We start from the raw sequence: 21,250 nt of genomic DNA, 5'->3' as shown, positions 1-21,250 counted from the left end.
CAATCTGATCTGGCCGGGTTTAGGGTGCTAGGCTGCGCAGGATGAGGCCCATAACCTCGCTTTGTGCGTCGGGAAGCAGGTCCAGATTCCGCTCGAGATGCAGTGGATCGATAAAGGGGGTCATCGCGTAGAATATCGATCGGCAGATTTCGTCAATCGGTGTCTTGCGTTCGAACTCCCCATTTTCGCGGCCATCCCGGATGATCTCCTCCAGCATCGCTTTGAGGGCATCGGCATAGACTTGCGTCGATGACCAGCGCTCCTTCGCCGATAGCGCCGCAATCTCAAAGATCTTTCGATCATCGAAAAACAGGGCGACGCTGAGCGCAGTAACGCTTTTGAACATACGACGGAGCCGGTCGGTCGCGCTGCCGCCTTCATCGATGGCGGCACGCGCCTCGCTGAGGATTTGCACGAGGCGGGCGCTACAGATGGCTTCGCCGATCGCCTGTTTCGATTCAAAGAAGCGATAGATATAGGCTTTCGAGAAGCCGATCTCGCGCGCCAGGTCAGAGACCGCGGTTTTGCCATAGCCGTAGCGCGCAAAACATTCATTCGCGGCTTCGACGATCTGGTCACGTACGCTGTGTTCGGCCGGCCCGCGGGTCGAGGCCGTTGGAGTGGATGGCTTCATCATGCTCGCTCCTTAAACGCTCCAGCCAGCATTGACAAATAGTGACCATAAGGAACATTAGTCATATATTGAACTCAATCTCTCGAGGCTTGAACATGCGACACCGTCGATCCGCATTCCTGTTGTCAGCTACGGCCGCGCTTCTGGGCGGCTGTGCTGTCGGGCCTCGCTACGTCGCGCCGGTTTCCTCGGCGCCGACTGCTTTTGTCGGCGCTCCCGCCGTCGATTCGCGAACTGCGGCAACGCAGATGGCGGACCTGGTCAATTGGTGGCGGGCGTTCGAAGACCCGCTGCTGACCAGTCTTGTCGAGCGCGCGCTCGCCCAGAATCTGGATCTGCAGCGGGCGAGCGCGCGCGTCGTTCAGGCGCGCGCCGCGCTGAAGAATGCCAACGCCGCGCTCCTGCCATCCGGGCAGGTGAACGGTCAGGGTGGCGAAACCTATCAGTCGCTGGAAACTCCGATCGGACGGATTGGCAGCGCATTCCCGCAATTCGAGCGTTCAACCGAAACCTATGAGCTTAATCTTGGCGCCAGTTGGGAAATTGACCTGTTCGGTGGCCGTGACGCCGCTCGCGACGCGGCCCGCGCGGATTGGCAGGCATCGGCGGCGGCAGCAGTCGCCGCACGCCTTGCAGTGGCTGCGCAGACTGCGGATACCTATATCGCCATCCGGACCTTGCAGGTGCGCCTCGACGTGGCGCGCGCGCAAACCGACACCCAGCAGAAACTCGTCGATCTGATCACCCTTCAATATCGCAAAGGCGTCGCGGCCGAGCTACAGGTTCGCCAGGCCGAAGGCGCGCTGGCGCAGGTGCGCGCCTCGATCCCGGCTTTGCAGAACGAACTCGACATGGCGATGAATGCCCTCGATGTGCTGATCGGCGTTCAGCCCGGCACAACGCGATCTGAACTGGCGACGCTCTCCCCGATACCGCTGTCCCCTGCTGTATCGACGGCGGGCGGGCCGGCAGCGCTTTTGCGGCGTCGGCCCGATATCATTGCGGCGGAACGGACGCTTGCCGCTTCCAACGCCCGGATCGGGGTCGCCGTCTCTGAATATTATCCCAAAATCTCGCTAAGCGGTCTGCTTGGCACGGCGACGACGGCGGCAGGTGGTCTGTTCACTGGCAATGCGACGCAAGCCAACGGCGTGTTGGGCTTGCGCTGGCGCCTGTTCGATTTTGGTCGTGTCGATGCGGAGATCAAGGCCGCCAAGGGCCGTAATGCAGAGGCGCTGGCTGCGTATCGCCTGACCGTCCTGCGTGCGTCGCAGGATGTTGAGGATGCCTTCTCGACATTGGTTCAGCAGGAAGCGCGGGCGGCAGCTTTGTCACAAGGTGAATTAGCACTTACGCGCGCACGGGCCTCCTCGTTTGCCGCTTACAAGGGTGGGGTGGTCAATTTGATCGAAGTGCTCGATGCGGATCGCAAGCTGCTCGAAACCCGAGATGGTGCGATCCAGGCTCGCGCCGCCGCAAGTCGCGGCGCGGTCACCTCGTTCCGCGCGCTGGGTGGCGGCTGGGACCCAGTTCCGGCGACGAACTGAAAGACTGCAAGATGATGGTGCGTCCGGGTGGGGGTGGGCTGTGACAATACATCATGAGCGCGCCGAAAGAACGGAGCGCCAAGCTGCGCATGACGGACGAGGCGGACGAACGCGCGGGCATGGAATGATACCAACCAGCGGTGAAGCTGACTCACGTCAGGGATTCCCAAACAGGCGAAAGTCTGAACCTATGGCGTCCTGCATTGGAGGGCGTGACCATGGGATCAGCGATTGGCTTGCGGGAGGATTTTAACGGAGCAGTCTTGAGGCGATTGGCGCGCGCGTCGAAGAGCGCGAACCAGGCCCGTCGTCTTTTGGCTTTGTCCGAGATTTACGACGGCGGCAGCCGGACCGCGGCGGCACGGATCGGCGGGGTGGGCTTGCAGATCGTGCGTGACTGGGTGGTTCGGTTCAACGCCCGCGGCCCCGACGGGCTGCTTGATGGCAAGGCTCCCAGCCAGCGATCGCGGCTCAATGATGCTCAGCGTCGGGCGCTTGTCGAGACGGTCGAGCGCGGACCGATCCCGGCGATACATGGCGTTGTTCGCTGGCGGCTGATCGATCTGGTTCAGTGGCTGCATGAGGAATTTGCGGTCTCGCTCGATGAGACCACCGTGGGGCGCGAGTTAAAGAAGCTGGGCTACGTCAAGCTTACTGCGCGGCCCCGCCATCATGCCCAGAATGAATATGCCATGGAGGACTTCAAAAAGGGGGTTTTGCTGCCGAGCTGGCAAAGGTCAAAGCAACCCTCCCGAAGGGCACACCGATAGAGATATGGTTCCAGGACGAAGCTCGCATTGGCCAGAAGAACAAGATCACGCGGCGCTGGGCCAGACGCGGGACGCGGCCATTGGCACCCAAGGACCAGAGAACGAAATCAACCTACATCTTCGGTGCGATCTGCCCGGAGCACGGCAAGGGCGCCGGTCTGGTTCTGCCCTTCTGCAATACCGAAACCATGTCCCTGCATCTGACCGAGATATCGCTCGCCGTCGCCCCCGGTGCTCACGCGGTCGTGCTGATGGATCAGGCGGGGTGGCACATGACTGGGAAGTTGGACGTGTCCGAGAATATCAGCATCATCGCGCTGCCGGCCAAATGCCCCGAGCTGAACCCGGTCGAGAACATCTGGCATCTGTGGACGCCCCTGCAAACGCAAGCGATATTTGATGGATATAGCACGTAGTCGGATGCTGCCATCTGTCTGGCCTTTACTGCAGCGATGGAGCTGCGGGCCTGTATGGGAGTTCGCGGACCGGAACCATATCAGTTCAGCGCACTCGTGGTGCATTGCCAGACCCTGGTTCTTCCAGCCCCGTCTCGCCGACTGCTGTGCCATACTCTCCTTCGACCGACTACGCCTCCGACGACCTCAGGCCCGCCAGGCTCACGCCATAGCTGCGACCGGAGCTTTGTAATTCTCTTGCTTGGTGAGCAGCGCCCATACGATGCGTGCCATTTTATTCGCAAGCGCGACCGTCACCAGCATTCGCGGCTTGCGAGCCAGCATCCCCTCCAGCCAGGAGCCCTTGGGAGCCCCTTTCTTGCTTGCCTGGAGGACGACGGCGCTGCTGCCGATGATAAGCAGGCGCCTGATCGTTCGCTCGCCCATTTTTGATGTGGCGCCGAGCTTCTGCCTGCCGCCTGTCGATTTCTGCAAAGGCGTGAGGCCGAGCCAGGCGGCAAAGTCACGGCCCTTGGTGAAGGTTTCAGCTGGTGGTGCCAGCGCGGCGATCGCGGTGGCCGTGATTGGCCCTATACCAGGAATGGTCATCAGCCTGCGCGCTATCTCATCTTCACGAGCGCGCGTTGCGATCTCCTTGTCAAGTTCGACGATCTTGGCAGCCAGATCAGCCAGCAAATCCAGCATCAATCGGAACATGCTGTGGGCAGCGTGCGGAAGTGAGCTTACCATTTCCTCTTGCTCAAGCAAATCCGCCAGCATCGCCCCTTGGGCGCTACCCATCCGTATTCTGTCAGATGCCCACGGATTGCATTGATGAGCTGGGTCCGCTGCCGCACCAGAAGGTCGCGAGCTCGAAAGACGAGACCTGCCGCCTGCTGCTCCTCGCTTTTAACGGCTACAAACCGCATGTTCGGTCTCTGAGCCGCTTCACAAATCGCCTCGGCATCGACCGCATCATTTTTATGACGCTTCACAAACGGCTTCACATATGCTGGCGGAATCAGCCGTACCTCGTGGCCTATATGCGCCAGTTCGCGCGCCCAATGATGAGCTCCGCCGCACGCTTCCAGCGCGACCACGCATCGAGGTTGAGCGGCGAAGAACGCCAGCAGCTTGCCGCGGCTGATCCGCTTGCTGAAAAGCGCGCGCCCGCGCTCATCTGCGCCGTGTGCGTGAAAAACTTGCTTGGCGATATCCAACCCAATTGTGCTAACTTCCGACACGGGCGCCTCCTCAAGTGGTGTTCAACACCTCCACTATGGCACATCGATGCCGCCGGGGGGGCGTCCACCCCATCAGTTCATGCGCGATAACTGGCTCTCCAACCGCATCTTCATATCCCACGACAGCATCATCGACCTCTGTTGCGACGCTTGGAACAAACTTATCGATCAGCCATGGCACATCATGACCATCGGGCGCCGCAAATGGGCCCGTCGGTCCTGATCAATGCAGGTCGGTATCAGGTGGCTATGGCAGATGCCGACAACACCTGTAACAAAGGTGTCGGTCGGCCTTGGCGCGACTTGATCTTGGAGTGTCGCAAATGGACCTATATTTTCTACGGCGGTCCAGAAAGAAGCTCATTTTCGACCATCTATATTCGAGAAGAGATCGGATGTCGGCTTCGGTTGTATCGCCCTCCCGCAACCAAACACATGAGTATCAAACCGTTCCGGATCATCCCGGAGCGGTTTTTTCATGCCTTTTTTGGCGGATTTGCGCCGTTTCTTAAGACCGCAACGAGGCTCATCGGATCGCGGCAAATCCCAGGACGTCGATGTGCATTTGGGGGTATTTTCTGGGGCAATCGGTAAGCGTGGCCTGAAGGCCGCGGTTCGGTCGGCTTCGGCGATTACCTAATTATCTGGCTGCCATTTCCACGGCATGAGTTCGTCACAGCGGGCAGCGAAGATTCCGCAAAAGTGGGCTTCTAAAATTCGCTAGTTTGGCAGGAGTGTTTGTGCCGGTGATCAGCCGTGATGGAGATCGGGTTGTTCCTTTGCTGGTGGGCGGCCGCGCTGTTTCGGCAAGGGCAGCGGGTTGATGGACGGTGCCATGATGGTTGGCGAACTCGTGCAATCAATCAGCTCTCGATTGAATCTTGCGCCCACCTGCGCGAAAGCCTTTCGAGCATTTCGCGAAGCACCAGACGTTCGCCGGCACTAAGGGTGGACCATGCTTGCTCCTCCGTCTTCCGGATTATCGGCAGCATGTGATCGTACAACGCTTGTCCCTTGGAGGTCAGGAAAAGCCTGCTTTGGCGCCTATCGGTGATATCTGCTTCGATGGTAGTCAGCCCGGCGTTTTCGAGTTGTCGAAGGGTGCGACTGGCAACTGATTTGTCGACCATCACAGCCCTGACAATGCCAGCTGCACTTGATCCAGGTGCCATCGCCAAAACGGTCAGGACCCGCCATTCAGTCAGCGTCAAATCGGCTAATGCTCGTACTCTCCGCGCGGCCAGGATAGTGAGGCGGTTTGCTGCTGACAGGAATCCGAAGCTCAGCGAAAAATCGGTAGGTAGGTCTGGCTCTGGCTTGGTCGTCATGCTCCTGGGTCCATCATCTTTCTTCGGTATTGCGATTCCCGTCCGACGTAACGAACAGCATTGCCGCGACCGATACCATCCATCCCGTCGCCATCGTCAAGACGAAAGGTCCCCACGCCCCGCCTGCGAGCATCGAGCGCCACAGCGGCGGATTGACAAAGGTGGCAAGGGCACCGGCCTGATTAACGAGCGCCGCGGCGGCACCATGGCGGGCTGGCCCCGCCGCCAGTGGTAATACCGCCATTACGATCGCGAGCGCCGCGCCCGAACATAGGATCCAGCTGCCCGCGACTACATAACGTGGTGCAAGCCCCAGTTCAGGCTGAAACGAGAATATGCCTGTTGCAAAACTGAACAGCGCGACGATTAGGAATAGGCGTAACGGCGACATGCCAGCCTTGCTCATCAGCGCGCCCGCGCCAAACGATCCCGGCAGCATCAGTAACGTCAGCAACGAGAATGCGCCGGCCGCCGCCGCTGGCGAGATGTGATGCACACGCACGAACCAGTCGGGGAATGTGATATTCGCGCCAAAGCCCATACTGATGACCATGAACGCGGCTAGGCCCAAGGCAACCAACGGCGGACTGACGCAGGCCGAGCCGAGGTCTGCAATTTGCCGCCCCAGCGTCGGCAGCTTCGGTGCGTCCAACTGGCGCGGCAGGAGACAGGCGAGCAGGCCGACACCGATCATCAACGCACCGAACAGTGCGAAGGGCAGCCGCCAGTCAGCCGATCCCGCACCGATGCTGCCCAAGCCCAGTCCAACAGCCGTGCCAATCGGCGCATAGGTCGCCCACAAAGTCAGCGCCTGCGTGCGCCTCGGACCATCGACCGTCGCCATCAACAGCGTCGGCGCGGCTGTATAGATGTGAACCACCGCGACGCCTTCGATCAGACGCGCCGCTTGCAACATCCACAAGCGATCCGCGACGAGATCAATCATGTTGGCGAATGCCCCGATCGCAGCGGCCACGATCAGCACGGTTCGCGCACCAAACCGCCCGACCACCAGGCTGCTCGGAATGGCCAGCAACACCGCCGGAACGGCGATCAGCGCGATCAACCAGCCGAACTGGCGATCGTCGATGCCGAAGCGCGACATGATGTCCGTGGCGAGCGGAATGATCCGGGCCACGGCTGCCGATGCACAGACGCCGAACAGATAGATGACGAAGATAGACGACCAACTGCCCGACTTCATGCGCTTCTTTCCTCCGCTTTAGTCCGGCCAAGCCACAGCCCCGTCATGACGGGGCGAAGCACAGCGCCCCGCGCCGTTCCTGGAACCGCCAGCCGCACGGGGTCAGTATGAGATCGTCCGTCGAAGTGCCGATTACCACATCCGCGTCGCGGGGCGGCAGTCCGCCATCGGCTGCGGGCTCACCTGTATAGAGCAGAATGTTGGCGGTCACATTTGCGCGATCAGGTGCGACGACGTCGACCATGATGTTCGAGACGAAATGGCGGAGCAGCTTGCCCGACCCGCCGGCAAAGGCAGCGCGGATCGCAGTGATCCCATCCAGGCGCATAGCACTGCGAGGCCCGATCAAAACCGCCTCTTCGACGAACAGGTCGAGTGCTCTATCGACTTGACCGCTGTCGATCAGTCCCGCGTAAGTCAGCAGGAGTCTTGTGCAGTCTCGTTCAATCAACAAACGCTGGACTGGGTTTATCGTGCTATCCGAAGTCGGGACGGGGGGCATCACTGGGGTAGGCGCTCAGTAGCCGACTGTGAAACGCTGCCGAATATGGGCGGGCCTTTCCAGCTCGTCCACCATGGCCACGGCGTAATCCTCATAGGAGATCGCGCTCGATCCATCGGGCCTGACGATCAGTTCGTCCAATCCCGTTCGAAATACGCCCGTCCGGCCGCCCGGCTCGGTGCCGTAGGATTCGTCGTTGGAGAACATCATCGCGGGCGACAGGAAGGTCCAGTCGAGATCGATCGCCTGTTTCAGCTCTGCGAAGAAGGCGATGCCGGCACGTGGCTCCTCCAAGAATTCGTCCGGGATCTGGCCACTGTCGATGACCTTGGTCTGCGTCCCCGGCAGGTATAGGCTCGCCGCGCCGCCGACCATCAGATAGCGTTTCACACCCGACCCCCGGACCGCGCCGAGCAGGTCGGCGGGATTCATCTTGAGAAACCGGATGGACACCATCACGGCGTCGTGACCGCGCAACAGGCTAACAAGTTCGTCCGGCTTGTCGATGTCGCCAGCGCATGGTGTGACGCGCGGATGGGGCGGCACCCTGTCCGGATTGCGGACGATCGCCGTGACCGCATGCCCGCGGTTCAGCAATTCGTGCAAAAGGCGTTTGCCGACAGGGCCTGTCGCGCCGAGCAGTGCAACTTTCAAAACGGCCTCTCCGTCTGGGCAGGATATCTAACCCTGCATCCGATGATATAGTTGTCAATGCAACTATATCTTGATAAGGTCAACTATCATTTTCCGCATTGTCCGACAGAACATTACGAAGGAGACCAAGCTTGTCCCGCGACATCATCACGACTATCGATCCGGCAGACCGACTGGCAGTGCAGGATTGCCTGGGCCATTATCTCGCCGCGTTGGATCGCGGCGATCTGGACGGCGTCATGGCGATGCTGGCCACACCTGATTGCCAGTTCATTGATACGCGCGGAAACATTCATAGCGGCCATGTGGAAATTCGCGCGATGCTGGCCGGCCTTATCGGTGACCCGGATTTCCGTGGCCGTCAGCACATTGTGACGCCCTTGTTCGCTAAGAGGGAGGGGCGCGGCATCATCGTTGAGTCCTATTGGATGGTGGTCAAGTGGACGTTTGCTGACAATAGGAAAGAGATTTTCTCGATCGGCCAGTCGCGCGATACGTTGGTGCATGGTGAGGGTGGCTGGAGGATCAGCGAACGCAGCCTGTCGTGGCGCACCGAGCAGCATGGGCCTTGGGTCGGCCTGGGATAGGCAACGATCGAGCGGGGGCAGGCACCATGCCACAAAGTCACCGGTCGGCCGAGCCGAGAGACGCGATGATCGCATCATGTCGCCGCCGATAGTCGGCCATCAGTTCGGGGTGGGTGATAGCCCAGAATCGCCCTTCGCGATAAGCCTCTATGGCGATCGCGGCGGCTTCGTCCGCCGGCATGCGCGGATATGCGAGGCGCGCCATAACGTCGCCTGATGGCGGCGGGGCAACCGGCGGGGGCGCCTTGCCGAGGCGCGCTGCATGGCGGACCTCGCTATCGCCAATATCCGTGTCGACCGGGCCAGGGCAGAAGGCGATGCACCCGACCTTGCTACCGTTTGCGACGAGTTCTGCCTGCAACGCCTCCGTAGCGCCGAGCGCCGCGAATTTTGAGGCGGCATAGGCGCTGGCGCCGACTTGGCCGGAAAATCCCATCATCGATAATGTGTTCATGATGTGCCCGCCATCTGCGTTTGACTGAAGGACGGGCAGGAACTCGTCGATGCCATGGATCATGCCCCAAAAATTTACATCCATGATCCAGCGCCGATCCTGATCGGTAAGATCGAGGAACGGTGCATATTTGCCAACGCCAGCATTGTTGCACAGCAGGTGGACTGTGCCGAAGGTTTCTACTGCATGCTGGCACAGCGCACGCACGGAATCCCGGTTGCCAACATCGACGATGCTGGTCGGCAGGCCCAACTCGTCGCCGGCCGCATTCAGCCGAGCGGCATCAATATCGGCGATCATCACGGTCATTCCTGCGTCGCGTAACCCCTTGGCCAGCGCCTTGCCGATGCCCAATGCGCCGCCCGTGACAACGGCGAAGCCCTGTTGTGCTGCGATATATTCCATTCGCCATACTCCTGCTGCTGACGCCAGCCAGCCTAACCAAAAGAAGTTGTTTATGCAACTATATCGCCATTGCTAAATACTAATTTTGAGGCGACGCTTTCTATCATATGCCGCTCACGCGAATGCTTGCACGGAATCCATGCAATCCCTGATGCGCGCTGGATGCCGACGATCTCGCAAATTCATGGCACCAGCAGCCGGGAACGCCACCCAGGACCTTGTCGCTCACGTTCACGCCCGGCTTGCCGCGATGGGCGATGAGCCGGGTCAGCTCGCGCACCACGCGATGCCCCAAGATCGAGGTATCCGGCATCGCCGCCAGGCCTCCTGGGTCACGTCATCGACCACATTGAGCACCCGGAACCGCCTTCCTGACGCCATCTGGTCGTGAAAAAAGTCCAGGCTCCAGCGTTGGTTCTGCAAGGCCAGCACCAGAGCAGGGGCCTTGGTGCCAAGGGCACGCTCGCGGCTGCATCGCCGTCTCACCGTCAAGCCTTCCAACTTGTAGAGCCGCTGGGTCTTCTTGCGGTTGATCATCACGCCATCCCGGCGCAGCAAGATATGCAAACGGCGATTGCCGAACAGGCGACGCTGGTTTGCCAGCCCGCGCAGCTTCTAGCGCAGAGCAGTGCATCGTCCCTGGTGGAACGATAGCGCACGCTCTTGCGATCGGCATCGATGACACGGCACGCCCGCCGTTCGCTCATCCCGTGGCACGCCTGGAGATGAGCGACAGCTTCCCGCTTTGCGACGGGCGGCAAAACTTTTTTGCCAGAAAATCCTTCAACGCAGCCTGATCCAGCATTGCATCGGCCAGAAGCCGCTTGAGCCTGGCGTTCTCGCTACCGAGTTCTCGCAGTCGCCTGGCCTCGGATACCTCCAGGCCTCCATACTTGCCCTTCCAGTTGTAGATCGTCGCTTCAGTCACCCCGTGCTGCCGGGCGAGATCAGCGGTCTTCGCGCCCGCTTCTGCCTCCTTCAGCACCCCAATGATCTGCTCTTCTGAAAACGTTGCACGCTTCATCGTCTGTCCTTCCTTCAGGCCAGACTCTAATCGCTCGTGGAGGAAAATCAGGGGGGTACGTCAGCGGCAGTGTCCACTTTGGGAGCGATGCCATGCACAATGCAGTTCCTCCATCATCGATACTCCTACCCGGCGTTGCAGTTGTGATCCCTCTATATTTCCCTGTAGTTCATAATTGCGGACCACAATGTTTCCGACACCTTCGACAGGACGCTTTTTGGTCTTGCTAGTGTAATGAAGATGCGCGTCCAGTATGTTTCGTCGGCAACATAAACGATCCTCGCCGACGCCAGCGCCGACGCCGCTAAAGATTGCGGCACCCAAGCCACCCCCCGCCCGTCGATCGCCATCGATAACAGAGCCGCGGCGAGCCTCGATTGTAGTACGACGGCAAGTGGCGGCGCCAACTGCCGTGATGCCCAGTCCGCGGCAAGAATTCTGCCTAGGCCAGATTCGGCACCATAGGCTAGATACGGGACATCGCCATCGTTCAGAGACCATCGTGGCTTGCCTGCCTCATTCGGCTCACATACCGGTACAAGCAGATCTTCTCCGATCTTCACCCTTATGAAATCCGTTGTGTCTAGCGACGTCCGCATGAGCGGATGATGATGCGACAGCAGGAACGCTGCCTCGCCGCGCCGCATCATCCTCTCGCATGCCTGAAGGCTGTCCGACTTTAGATTAATCGGCTCGTGGGGGGCGTGCTCGACAATCCAGTGTGGAAAGAAGCTGAACGATAGCGCGTGCGTGGCAGCGATCGTCAGAACCGAATCGGCTTGGTCCGCCACCTCAAGCGCTGCGACTCGTGCCCGATATATGTCGCGAACGGAAACCTGTACGTAACTATGGAACTGTTCGCCGGCAGGGCTTAGAACGGTTCCCGCCTTCGTTCGCGTAAACAGCGCCGTTCCCACCCATTGTTCAAGGGACCGGATACGTCGGCCGAACGCTGGTTGCGTAACGTTCCGCTGTTCCGCAGCGCGCGAGAAATTCCGCTCCTCCGCAAGCGCCACGAAATCTTCCAGCCAATCCAGTTGCATATCACCTGCCCTCGCTCGCCGCCGAATGATCGGCTGCACGACCATGGATCGTTATGCCGAAACGGCACAGACGGCAATAATATTGGCATTTGATCGCGGTTTGGATTCAACGGCATCATCAGGCGCGTAGATTGCAAAATATGATCCTCATGCGGTCAGGATGTAGTCCGGCAGATACGTCCGAGATAAAATCATTATTTCGGAAAAAGCATAAAGAAACCGCGGCTACAAAAATCAAAGCCGCCTACATTGGGGAGGACGATCATGAAGGCGTCAATTTTTCGATCCGTTTCGTTGTCAGCTCTGGCTATCGGTTGCGCCATAGTCAGCTGTCCGGCGACGGCGCAGGTCGCAGATCCAGCTGTCAGCCCGGAGCAGGCTGCACCGGACGCTCCCCCCCAGGCCGCAGACATCATCGTGACCGGATCACGGATCGCGCGCAAGGATTACACCGCGCAAAGCCCGATCGTGACTACCGATGCCGAGGACATCGCGGTCGCCGGAACATCCACGGTCGACAGCTATCTACGCCAGTTGCCGCAATTCCAGCCGGGATCGGGCGACTTCTCCAACAGCGCGTCGGGCGGAACGGTCGGCCAGGCCACATTGAACCTGCGCGGCCTCGGTGCACAGCGCAACCTGATCCTGATGGATGGCCGTCGGCTGCAGCCCTCCAATCCAGAAGGAGTGATCGACATCAACACCATTCCGACACTGGCGATCGGTAATGTCGAGGTGATCAGCGGTGGCGCATCGGCCACTTATGGTTCGGACGCGATGTCGGGGGTCGTCAATTTCAAGATTCGCACCGACTTGCGCGGCCTGGAACTGTTCGCCCAAGGCAATGTGACGGGCCGCGGCGATGGGGCCAGTCGCCAACTGGGCTTCGCTTATGGCACCAAATTTGCCGATGGACGCGGATCATTGCTGGTGTCGGGCGAATATGTCGATCGTGACGGTGTCGGTACGCTTGCGCGCAGATTTTCCCGCGGACAGGCGCTGAGCGGTTTCATTCCCCAGGGGCTGCTCGTTCCCGACGGCGGCAATCTGCCGTCGCAGGCCGTCGTCACATCGGTCTTTTCGGGCTACGGCGTTTCGGCTGCGGTGCCGCGCACGTCCTTCTTCGGTTTCAACAACGATGGCACGCTGTTCCGTCGCAATGCGCCAGCAGGGTCGTTCAATTATCGCGGCCCGACGACTGGTCCGTTCATTTCGACCCCGACATTGTTTGGCTATGATGGCAGCTATTATAATTTCATTCAGACACCGTTGGAGCGGTACACTGTGTTCGGTCGCGGCGAGTATGAAGTGAGCGACGGCGTCACCCTCTATGCCCAAGGCTCGTACGCGCACAGCAAGGCCCGCAACCAGGGGTCGGAACCTGTTCTGGCGACGCCATGGGATTTGAGAATTCCTGTCACCAACCCGTTCATTCCAGCTGATCTCGCCCGGGTGCTGGCGTCGCGTCCGCAGCCAAACGCGCCTATCACCTATTTCGGGCGCGTTTCGCAGGCCGGGCCGCGATCGTTCACCACCGAAACCGAGACTTGGCAGGCTCTCGTCGGATTGCGTGGCGAGATCGCGTCGCTGGGTTGGACATGGGATATATACGGATCGCATGGTGAAGCGAATACCAGCGATACAACCACCGCCGGCGCGGTCAGCGTCGGTGCATTGCGACGGCTCATCAATGCGGCAGATGGGGGCAGCGGTCTATGTGCAGGTGGCTATAATCCCTTTGGTCTGGAGGGATTGTCGTCCGCCTGCCTCGCTTATGTATCGCGCACGCCGATCAACCGGACCTCGATCAACCAGGATGTCGTGGAAGGCGTCTTGCAAGGCGGATTGTTCAATGTACCAGCGGGAGAGGTGCGCTTTGCGGCGTCCGCCAACTATCGGCGCAACGGCTATCTCTTTGTGCCCGATTCCGATGTCGCGGCAGGGGACATCACCAGCATTTCGGCAACCCAGCGCACCACGGGTTCGACGCGCGTGGCGGAAGGCGCGATAGAATTGTTGCTGCCAATTCTGGCGGATTTGCCATTCATTCGCGCGCTTAACGTCACGCTTGGCTATCGCTATTCCGATTATCGCCTGTCGGGCGGCGCGCACACGTACAAAGCGGATTTTGACTGGCGTGTCGCTGAACCGCTGATGTTTCGTGGCGGTTATCAGCGTGCCTTGCGTGCGCCCAATATCGGTGAATATTTCCTCGCCGGAAACCAGACGGTCTCGCAGATCGGAACACCGCCTGGTGGCGGTGATCCATGCGACGTCCGGTCCAATTTCCGGGCGCCGTCCAACGCCAACGCTGCCCAGGTCAGGTCGCTGTGCATCGCGACGGGGCTGAACGCCGCTTTGGCCGACAGTTTCCAGCAACCGACCACGGCAGCCGTCACGACCACCATAGGCAATGGGGCGCTAAAGCCGGAAAAGGCGGATACCTTTACGTTCGGGGCTGTCCTCACATCGCCTTTCAGTGCCGATGCGCTGCGGAATATTTCGCTGTCCGTAGATTATTATGACATCAAGATCGCCAACGCCATTGCCGTGCTAGGTGCCACGACGTCGTTGCAGAAATGCTTTAACGGCGATGGATCGAATAGCAGCTATTCTGCGTCGAACTACTTCTGCGGGCTGTTTCAACGCGATGGAACCGGGTTGTTTACGTCGGTGTCGCAGCCTTACCTCAATCTCGGCGGCTACAGGACAGCCGGGATCGACGTGCAATTGGACTGGCGGGTGCCGCTCGATTTTCTGAGCGTTGGTGGGCAGAGTGGCTCCATAACCTTGGCAAGCTATGCCAATTATCTCGATAAGTTTGAAATACAGACGCTGCCGGGTGGCCCGTTTCAGGAAAATGCCGGAACGATCAGCACTGCGACCAGCTTTCCACGCTGGAAACTGGTCAACAGCCTGACGATTGACGCTGGTCCATTCTCGGTGTCAGGGCGGTGGCGCTATATCGATGCGATGGCCGACGCGAGCACGATCACCAACCCTGCGACAACCATTCCAAACACGCCCAGCTATAATTATTTCGACCTGTCGCTGAAAATTGCACCAACCGATGAGTACGAGTTGCGTCTCGGGATCAACAACCTGACCGACAAGCGGCCGCCTGTCGTCGGCGGCACGTTGGGGGTGACTAATCCCGGCGTATATGACGTACTTGGGCGTAGCTTCTACGCTTCGGCAAAAGCGCGCTTCTGATGCAAGGCAGGTGGGCGGAGCAGGGGAAGGCGCAAAGCCAGCCTTTTGGCTTCGCCTGCTTGTAACCGGGAATGGATGTAGATTGGCGGATTCCCCAAACGTGACGCGGCGCGCCGCGATGATGGGGGTCGCTGCGGCGGTCGCAGCGCCCGCCACAGCGGCAGGACCGGATAGGAAGCCTACCATCGCCGATGCGCGGTCGCGTTTCCCCGAAACGGCGCCGGGCCTGGAACTGATTATGCAGTTGTTGGTGGAGGTCGCGGATGCAATCGACCTGGGCAGCGGCCCGGACGGGGTACGCCGGATGGTACCGATATCGGGTGGACGCTTTGAAGGTCGCGGATTGTCCGGCATTGTGATGCCTGGCGGTGCGGATCGCCAGCGCGTGCGCGCAGATGGCATCCGGCAACTCGATGCCCTTTACGAACTGAAAGCCGACGACGGTACGATCATGACCGTCCGTAATAGGGTCATGGTCGATGATAGTGTCGCGCGAAACGGCACGGGACGCTACGCCCGATCGGTCGTGACCGTCGCCGCGCCCGACGGCCCACACGCCTGGCTCAATCGAGGCATCATCATCGGCACCTTAACCAGCCTTCGTCCCAAGCAGCCCTTCGTTTACGTCAGGCTGTACCGGGTGACATGAGATGTGGCCGGTCGCATTCCGACTGAACGATGCCCTGATGCGCGATGATGATCGGCACCATTATGCCAAATGCGCATGAACTCTTTTGCCATTGGCATTTGATCCGGCCACACTTTGGTCACAGGCTATGACCCGTCAACGAGAAAATTCTTTAATTTAGCGAGAGAGAGCCGGAGAGAAGCTATGGTGCCGCGCCTGCTAGGTCAGTTATATATTCAGGTACTGATCGGCATAGCCATCGGCGCAATGGTCGGCGTCCTATTCCCACAAGTCGCGGTAGCGCTGCAACCGCTCGCGGATGCCTTCATCAAGCTAATCAAGATGCTGCTCGCGCCGATTATCTTCGGCACCGTGGTGCTCGGCATCGCCAAGATGGGCAACGTCAAGGAGGTCGGACGCATAGGCGTGCGCGCGCTGATCTATTTCGAGATCGTCTCCACCCTTGCGCTCGTCATCGGCCTCGTCGTCGTGAACCTGATGAAGCCGGGCGTCGGCATGAACATCGACGTATCGACGCTGGATGCCAGCGGCATAGCCAAATACCAGCCCGCTTCGCAGGAACAGCATGGGGTGGCCGATTTCTTCCTGAATATCATCCCGACGACGATGGCAGATGCCTTCGCCAAGGGTGCGATGTTGCAGATCATCCTGATAGCGGTCTTGATGGGCTATGCGCTGGTGTCGATCGGCAAGCGCGGCGAGCCGCTGACGGCGGTGATCGAGTCGCTCACGCAGACTTTGTTCCGCATCGTCGGCATGGTGATGAAGCTGGCGCCGATCGGTGCGGGCGCCGGCATTGCGTATACGATCGGCAAACACGGCCTCGGATCGCTATGGGGCCTTGGTCACCTTATGCTGGCGGTCTACCTGACCTCCGCCATCTTCGTCGTCGTCGTGATCGGCAGCATCGCGCGCTGGGCGGGCTTTCCGCTCTTTCAATTCTTCCGCTATTTCAAGAACGAACTGCTCGTCACCTTTGCGACCTGTTCGACCGAGGCCGTGCTGCCGCAGATGATGGTCAAGCTGGAGCGACTCGGCGTCGCCAAGCCCGTCGTCGGCCTCGTCCTGCCGACCGGCTATACCTTCAACGCCGACGGCACCTGCATCTACCTGACGATGGCGGCGATCTTCATCGCGCAGGCGACCAACACGCCGCTGACGCTGTGGCACCAGATCGTCATCCTCGGCGTGCTGCTGCTGACGTCGAAGGGGTCGGCTGGGGTCGCGGGCGGCGGGTTCGTCACGCTGGCGGCGACGCTGTCGACCTTCCCCGACATTCCTGCCGCCGGGCTGGTCCTCCTGCTCGGCGTCGACCGCTTCATGAACGAGGCGCGCGCCGTCACCAACCTGATCGGCAACGGTGTCGCCACGCTCGCGATCGCCAAGTGGGAGGGCGCGCTCGACGCCGACACCGTGAACGCGGTGATCGCGGAGCAAAAGGGGAAGCGACCGCGCAGCATCACCCTGCATCCGGTCGGTCGGGCGGACACCCATGACTGACCATTATCGACCTTCACTTCAGAGGAGCCTTTATGCGTATCGTTGACGTCTGCGAAATCACGCAGCCCATCTCGTCCCCCATCCGCAACGCCTATATCGACTTCAGCAAGATGACCGCCAGCCTGGTCGCGGTCGTCACCGACGTGGCGCGCGACGGCAAGCGCGTGGTCGGCTATGGCTTCAACTCGAACGGGCGCTATGGCCAGGGCGGCCTGATCCGCGAGCGGTTCCGCGACCGGATACTCGATGCGGCGCCCGAAAGCCTGTTCGACGACGCGCGCGACAATCTCGACCCGCACAAGATCTGGGCGGCGATGATGACCAACGAAAAGCCGGGCGGTCACGGTGAACGCTCGGTCGCGGTCGGCACGCTCGACATGGCGATCTGGGACGCGGTCGCCAAGATCGAGGGCAAGCCGCTGTTCCGCATGCTCGCCGAACGCCATGACCGCGAGGCCAATCCGCGCGTGTTCGTCTATGCGGCGGGCGGCTATTATTATCCCGGCAAGGACAATAGTGCACTGTGCGCCGAGATGCGTGGCTATCTGGATCGCGGCTACAACGTCGTGAAGATGAAGATCGGCGGCGCGTCGATCGAGGAGGACCGTGGCCGGATCGAAGCGGTGCTCAAAGAGATCGGCTCACAGGCGCAACTGGCGGTCGACGCCAATGGCCGCTTCGACCTCGAAACCGGCATCACCTATGCCAAGATGCTGCGTGAATATCCACTGTTCTGGTATGAGGAGATCGGCGACCCTCTCGATTATGCGTTGCAGGCGGCAATCTCGGAATATTACCCCGGCCCGATGGCGACCGGTGAGAATCTGTTCTCGCATCAGGATGCGCGCAACCTGCTCCGCCATGGCGGCATGCGCCCCGATCGCGACTGGCTGCAATTTGATTGCGCGCTGTCCTACGGACTGGTCGAATATCTGCGGACGCTCGACGTCCTTAAGCAGTTCGGCTGGTCGCCCACACGCTGTATCCCGCATGGCGGGCACCAGATGTCACTCAACATTGCGGCGGGCCTGGGCCTGGGCGGCAATGAGAGCTATCCTGATCTGTTTCAGCCCTATGGCGGGTTCCCGGACGGGGTGAAGGTGATCGACGGCCACATCACCATGCCCGAACTTCCCGGCATCGGGTTCGAGGGCAAGTCCGACCTTATCAAGGTTATGCGCGAATTGGCGGAATGAAAACGGAGCCACAGGGCGACGCTCTTTCGCCCTTGTTGGTGCCCTAATTCCGGGGCACGTCCGATGGCGCAACATGATAGAGCGCCAAAGCGCGACTGATGCTATCGAAGCTGGAATATCCTCCTATATTGAAAAGGATGAACGATGATGTCGACAGGATTGCGGATCGCAGGGGCTCTGCTTTTGGGTACGCTGGCAAGCGCTGACGTGTCGGCGCAATCGACCTTGCCTGGCTATACGGAAGGCGCGCAAATGATGCGGGTCGACGTGACGAGCGGACAGGTCGATACGATCGGCGCCGTGATCTATTCGCAGGTCAAGACGCAGCGCGCCATCCGCCAGCTAAGGATGACCGTGCTCGTCCCCCGCACCAACGACCTGAAGCCGGCGATCGTCTATTTCCCTGGCGGCGGCTTCACCTCGGCTGACTATGAGAAATATTCCGAGATGCGCACGGCGCTGGCGCGGGCCGGCTTCGTCGTGGCCGCGGCGGAATATCGCGTCGTGCCGGACAAATTCCCGGCGCTCGTCCAGGATGGCAAGGCCGCGATCCGGTATCTGCGCGAACATGCGGAGGAATATGGCATCGACCCTGCGCGGATCGGCGTGATCGGGGATTCGGCCGGGGGCTATGTCGCGCAGATGCTCGGTACGACTAATGGCGAGAAGGCTTTCGACAAGGGCGATTTCCTCGACAAACCCTCGGATGTACAGGCGGCGGTGACGCTCTACGGCATCTCCGATCTCCGCAGCATCGGTGAAGGCTTTCCCGACGCCGTGCAAAAGGTTCACCAGTCGCCCTCCGTCACGGAGGCATTGCTGGTGAACGGCCCGGCGTTCGGAAAATTTCCCGGTGCGGCGATCAGCAGCGACCCTGAAAAGGCGCTCGCGGCAAGCTCTATGGGACACGTCCAGGGCAAGAAACCGCCCTTCCTCATTATGCACGGCACGGCCGATACGCTGGTGTCCCCGGCCCAAAGCGCGCACCTTTACGAGGCGCTTAAGGCGGGTGGAAACAAGGTCGACTATATTCTGGTCGAAGGCGCGGGACACGGTGATCTCTACTGGTATCAATCGTCGGTTATTGAACGGGTAGTAAGCTGGTTCAGGCAAACCCTTGGAGAGCCGATCAAGGCCCCAGCCAGGTCAGGGATGCCCGACGCCAAATTATAGGGTCGCCGGTAATCCTTTTCGTATCGGGGACCGGCAAGAAGATATTTGCCAACGTACTGAACAACACCAGCTGAGTGTGCTCCAGCCGCTCGCTCAGGGCACGAATGATCGACTATCAAGATGGAGCTACCGTGCATGTTTAGAGTCCTCCATAAGGAGAAGCCCCTCCGACTTCAGTCCCGGACTCGGCCAGTAGCCTGCTATCCTCGGAAAAAGTGAACAGCCCGAAGGGCGATAGTTCACTTTTTCCGAGGATAGCAGGCTATGGGCTATAGCAGCGGTTGTCACACAACATTTCATTATCGCTATCACCTCGCTGGGCACCGAAACGCAGTTCAGCGCAGCTAAAAATCGGTTCAAGGTGTTGCATGGCGACGTGCATCTGCGGGTTCGCGAGATGATCCGACAGGTCTGTGCCGAAATGGGCGTGACGATCGTCCACGGCGTGCTTTCGCGCGATCACGTCCACATGTTCGCCGAGATACCCCCGCACGTCTCGGTCAGCGACTTCGTGCGCCGGGCCAAGCCTGTCCTGAGCCTGTCGAAGGGGGGTGGTCATCGCGCAAAACCCAGCAGGAGTTCGAGCATATCCGCAAGCGCTACTGGGGCCAACGCTTCTGCCCGCGCGGCTACTTCTCGATTACATCCAGCAACATCACCGATGACACTATCCTGCGTTACCTGGACAAACATGGCCACAAAAACGGCGTCAGCCCCTCGCCATGATCCTAACGGCGTCAGCCGGTCAGTCATTCAGTCCCGGCATTTGATGGTGGGGAGATTGAATAAACCGTTCCGGCTCATTTCCCCGGATTCTGCAGATACATTCGTAGGGTGTGAGGCCGCGAAGGGTCTTGAGGCGTCGGCCAAAATTGTATGCACCAACGAAGTCGTGGAGGTGGGCGGTCAGTTGGGCATAGCTGTCATAATGATAGCGTTTTACCGTTGTCTTCTTGATGGTACGGTTCATCCGCTCGACCTGGCCGTTGGTCCAGGGGTGCCTGGGCTTGGTGGTGCGGTGGTCGATGTCGCTGATGGCGCATGCATATTCGAAGGCATGAGCGCGGAAGAGCTCGCCATTGACGGTGGCTTCCTTGATGAGCGACACGGCCGAACCGCCGGCGCCAGGCGTCGTGAAGTGGATGCCATTATCGGTCAGTACGGTGTGGATTTTGTAGGGTACGGCATCGATGAGCCGGCGCAGGAAGTCGCGCGCGGTCGCGGTCTTCGCCTTCTCGTGCAGAATCGACAAAGGCGAACTTGCTGGTCCGGTCGATTGCCACGAACATATATAGCCTGCCCTGCTCGGTACGAACCTTGGCGATATCGATGTGAAAGAAGCCGATCGGGTAGCCGGGAGATGTCGTGGCGCTGCAAGTAACGATGCAGCGACGAGCATGTCAGGTGCGGGACCGTTGCCTGCAGAGCGTACAGGCCATCGTCCAGCGGCAGCAGCGTGTGTCCGCGGAAGGCGACGACGATCGCCTCCTCCTCGATCGTGAGAACGGTCGAGCGCGGTTCCTTCGGACTGGCCTTGCGATCCTCAGGAGTTTGGCGTTGCCGCCACCTGGCCAGAGCCCTCAGCCTCTCTTGACTATCTTGTATTGCTCGACGGAATGCCGCTGTCGTGCGGGCGCTCCCGTGGAGAACCTGGCCCATAGTGCATCCTTCCATTCCAGGCCGAATAATGCACCATCAAATCCCAGGACCAAACATCTAGGTGCTCAC

The 21,250-nt window shown here is 60.1% G+C and carries 14 protein-coding genes and 6 pseudogenes; 10 read left to right on the top strand and 10 right to left on the bottom strand.

Annotated elements, in window-relative coordinates:
- Positions 1 to 19: 19 nt before the first annotated feature.
- Entirely contained in the window at positions 20 to 637 is a 618-nt protein-coding gene (locus ACODSR_RS03080) for a TetR/AcrR family transcriptional regulator (protein ID WP_313923990.1), read from the bottom strand.
- A 92-nt stretch (positions 638 to 729) separates the two neighbouring features.
- Here ACODSR_RS03080 and ACODSR_RS03075 point away from each other — a divergent pair, with 92 nt between their 5' ends.
- Together ACODSR_RS03075 and ACODSR_RS03070 are read left to right on the top strand one after the other, a co-directional pair.
- Positions 730 to 2,181, top strand: a complete 1,452-nt coding sequence (locus ACODSR_RS03075) for an efflux transporter outer membrane subunit (protein ID WP_489073619.1) — start codon at positions 730 to 732, stop codon at positions 2,179 to 2,181.
- A 218-nt stretch (positions 2,182 to 2,399) separates the two neighbouring features.
- A pseudogene (locus tag ACODSR_RS03070) lies at positions 2,400 to 3,313 on the top strand (IS630 family transposase); the annotation flags it as partial.
- Between the two features lie 255 nt (positions 3,314 to 3,568).
- Here ACODSR_RS03070 and ACODSR_RS03065 read toward each other — a convergent pair.
- A pseudogene (locus ACODSR_RS03065) lies at positions 3,569 to 4,590 on the bottom strand (IS110 family RNA-guided transposase).
- A gap of 73 nt (positions 4,591 to 4,663) precedes the next feature.
- Between ACODSR_RS03065 and ACODSR_RS03060 the strand changes: the two are divergent.
- Positions 4,664 to 4,813 (top strand): annotated as a pseudogene (locus tag ACODSR_RS03060) (IS630 family transposase); the annotation flags it as partial.
- A gap of 640 nt (positions 4,814 to 5,453) precedes the next feature.
- Here ACODSR_RS03060 and ACODSR_RS03055 read toward each other — a convergent pair.
- From ACODSR_RS03055 to ACODSR_RS03040, 4 genes are read right to left on the bottom strand one after another with little or no spacing between them, the layout of a single operon-like run.
- Positions 5,454 to 5,918, bottom strand: coding sequence for a MarR family winged helix-turn-helix transcriptional regulator (locus ACODSR_RS03055; RefSeq protein ID WP_489073617.1), 465 nt, complete (start codon positions 5,916 to 5,918; stop codon positions 5,454 to 5,456).
- Between the two features lie 13 nt (positions 5,919 to 5,931).
- Complete coding sequence (locus ACODSR_RS03050; protein ID WP_489073615.1) at positions 5,932 to 7,122, bottom strand: MFS transporter; 1,191 nt, start codon at positions 7,120 to 7,122, stop codon at positions 5,932 to 5,934.
- A gap of 43 nt (positions 7,123 to 7,165) precedes the next feature.
- Positions 7,166 to 7,624 (bottom strand): nuclear transport factor 2 family protein, encoded by a 459-nt coding sequence (locus ACODSR_RS03045; RefSeq protein ID WP_489073664.1) that lies wholly within the window; start codon positions 7,622 to 7,624, stop codon positions 7,166 to 7,168.
- A gap of 15 nt (positions 7,625 to 7,639) precedes the next feature.
- Positions 7,640 to 8,278: an NAD(P)-dependent oxidoreductase gene (locus tag ACODSR_RS03040; protein WP_489073613.1), complete on the bottom strand. Its 639-nt coding sequence runs from the start codon at positions 8,276 to 8,278 to the stop codon at positions 7,640 to 7,642.
- Positions 8,279 to 8,409: 131 nt separating this feature from the next.
- On the opposite strand from ACODSR_RS03040, the gene ACODSR_RS03035 reads away from it, so the two are divergent.
- Positions 8,410 to 8,865, top strand: coding sequence for a nuclear transport factor 2 family protein (locus tag ACODSR_RS03035; RefSeq protein WP_489073611.1), 456 nt, complete (start codon positions 8,410 to 8,412; stop codon positions 8,863 to 8,865).
- A gap of 37 nt (positions 8,866 to 8,902) precedes the next feature.
- On the opposite strand, the gene ACODSR_RS03030 is transcribed toward ACODSR_RS03035, so the two are convergent.
- The 3 genes and pseudogenes from ACODSR_RS03030 to ACODSR_RS03020 all read right to left on the bottom strand — a co-directional run bounded on the left by ACODSR_RS03030 (position 8,903) and on the right by ACODSR_RS03020 (position 11,791).
- Positions 8,903 to 9,724 carry an SDR family NAD(P)-dependent oxidoreductase gene (locus tag ACODSR_RS03030; protein WP_489073609.1) on the bottom strand — a complete coding sequence of 274 codons (822 nt, stop codon included), beginning with the start codon at positions 9,722 to 9,724 and terminating at the stop codon, positions 8,903 to 8,905.
- 181 nt (positions 9,725 to 9,905) lie between these two features.
- Positions 9,906 to 10,748: pseudogene (locus ACODSR_RS03025) on the bottom strand (transposase); the annotation flags it as partial.
- Positions 10,749 to 10,900: 152 nt separating this feature from the next.
- Positions 10,901 to 11,791, bottom strand: coding sequence for a LysR family transcriptional regulator (locus ACODSR_RS03020; RefSeq protein ID WP_489073607.1), 891 nt, complete (start codon positions 11,789 to 11,791; stop codon positions 10,901 to 10,903).
- 417 nt (positions 11,792 to 12,208) lie between these two features.
- Here ACODSR_RS03020 and ACODSR_RS03015 point away from each other — a divergent pair, with 417 nt between their 5' ends.
- The 6 genes and pseudogenes from ACODSR_RS03015 (at position 12,209) to tnpA (ending at position 20,248) form a co-directional block, all read left to right on the top strand.
- A complete protein-coding gene (locus tag ACODSR_RS03015; protein WP_489073605.1) occupies positions 12,209 to 15,004 on the top strand; it encodes a TonB-dependent receptor domain-containing protein in 2,796 nt (931 codons plus the stop codon).
- An 82-nt stretch (positions 15,005 to 15,086) separates the two neighbouring features.
- Entirely contained in the window at positions 15,087 to 15,653 is a 567-nt protein-coding gene (locus ACODSR_RS03010; protein WP_489073604.1) for a DUF3237 domain-containing protein, read from the top strand.
- Positions 15,654 to 15,836: 183 nt separating this feature from the next.
- Positions 15,837 to 17,153: a C4-dicarboxylate transporter DctA gene (dctA, locus tag ACODSR_RS03005; RefSeq protein ID WP_489073662.1), complete on the top strand. Its 1,317-nt coding sequence runs from the start codon at positions 15,837 to 15,839 to the stop codon at positions 17,151 to 17,153.
- Positions 17,154 to 17,185: 32 nt separating this feature from the next.
- Positions 17,186 to 18,349: a mandelate racemase/muconate lactonizing enzyme family protein gene (locus tag ACODSR_RS03000; RefSeq protein ID WP_489073602.1), complete on the top strand. Its 1,164-nt coding sequence runs from the start codon at positions 17,186 to 17,188 to the stop codon at positions 18,347 to 18,349.
- Positions 18,350 to 18,493: 144 nt separating this feature from the next.
- Positions 18,494 to 19,522 carry an alpha/beta hydrolase fold domain-containing protein gene (locus ACODSR_RS02995; protein WP_489073600.1) on the top strand — a complete coding sequence of 343 codons (1,029 nt, stop codon included), beginning with the start codon at positions 18,494 to 18,496 and terminating at the stop codon, positions 19,520 to 19,522.
- A 264-nt stretch (positions 19,523 to 19,786) separates the two neighbouring features.
- Positions 19,787 to 20,248: pseudogene (gene tnpA / locus ACODSR_RS02990) on the top strand (IS200/IS605 family transposase).
- Between the two features lie 19 nt (positions 20,249 to 20,267).
- Here tnpA and ACODSR_RS02985 read toward each other — a convergent pair.
- A pseudogene (locus ACODSR_RS02985) lies at positions 20,268 to 21,181 on the bottom strand (integrase core domain-containing protein).
- Positions 21,182 to 21,250: the final 69 nt, after the last annotated feature.

The organism is Sphingobium sp. FG125, assembly GCF_057809795.1.
The sequence above is the reverse complement of the archived record's forward strand: the minus strand, read 5'-3'. Positions and strand labels throughout refer to the sequence as shown.

Excerpts from the sequence above, each read along its gene's own strand:
- ACODSR_RS03080 (WP_313923990.1), bottom strand. The coding sequence starts at position 637 with ATGATGAAGCCATCCACTCCAACGGCCTCGACCCGCGGGCCGGCCGAA.
- ACODSR_RS03075 (WP_489073619.1), top strand. The coding sequence starts at position 730 with ATGCGACACCGTCGATCCGCATTCCTGTTGTCAGCTACGGCCGCGCTT.
- ACODSR_RS03055 (WP_489073617.1), bottom strand. The coding sequence starts at position 5,918 with ATGACGACCAAGCCAGAGCCAGACCTACCTACCGATTTTTCGCTGAGC.
- ACODSR_RS03050 (WP_489073615.1), bottom strand. The coding sequence starts at position 7,122 with ATGAAGTCGGGCAGTTGGTCGTCTATCTTCGTCATCTATCTGTTCGGC.
- ACODSR_RS03045 (WP_489073664.1), bottom strand. The coding sequence starts at position 7,624 with ATGCCCCCCGTCCCGACTTCGGATAGCACGATAAACCCAGTCCAGCGT.
- ACODSR_RS03030 (WP_489073609.1), bottom strand. The coding sequence starts at position 9,724 with ATGGAATATATCGCAGCACAACAGGGCTTCGCCGTTGTCACGGGCGGC.
- ACODSR_RS03020 (WP_489073607.1), bottom strand. The coding sequence starts at position 11,791 with ATGCAACTGGATTGGCTGGAAGATTTCGTGGCGCTTGCGGAGGAGCGG.
- dctA (WP_489073662.1), top strand. The coding sequence starts at position 15,837 with ATGGTGCCGCGCCTGCTAGGTCAGTTATATATTCAGGTACTGATCGGC.
- ACODSR_RS03000 (WP_489073602.1), top strand. The coding sequence starts at position 17,186 with ATGCGTATCGTTGACGTCTGCGAAATCACGCAGCCCATCTCGTCCCCC.
- ACODSR_RS02995 (WP_489073600.1), top strand. The coding sequence starts at position 18,494 with ATGATGTCGACAGGATTGCGGATCGCAGGGGCTCTGCTTTTGGGTACG.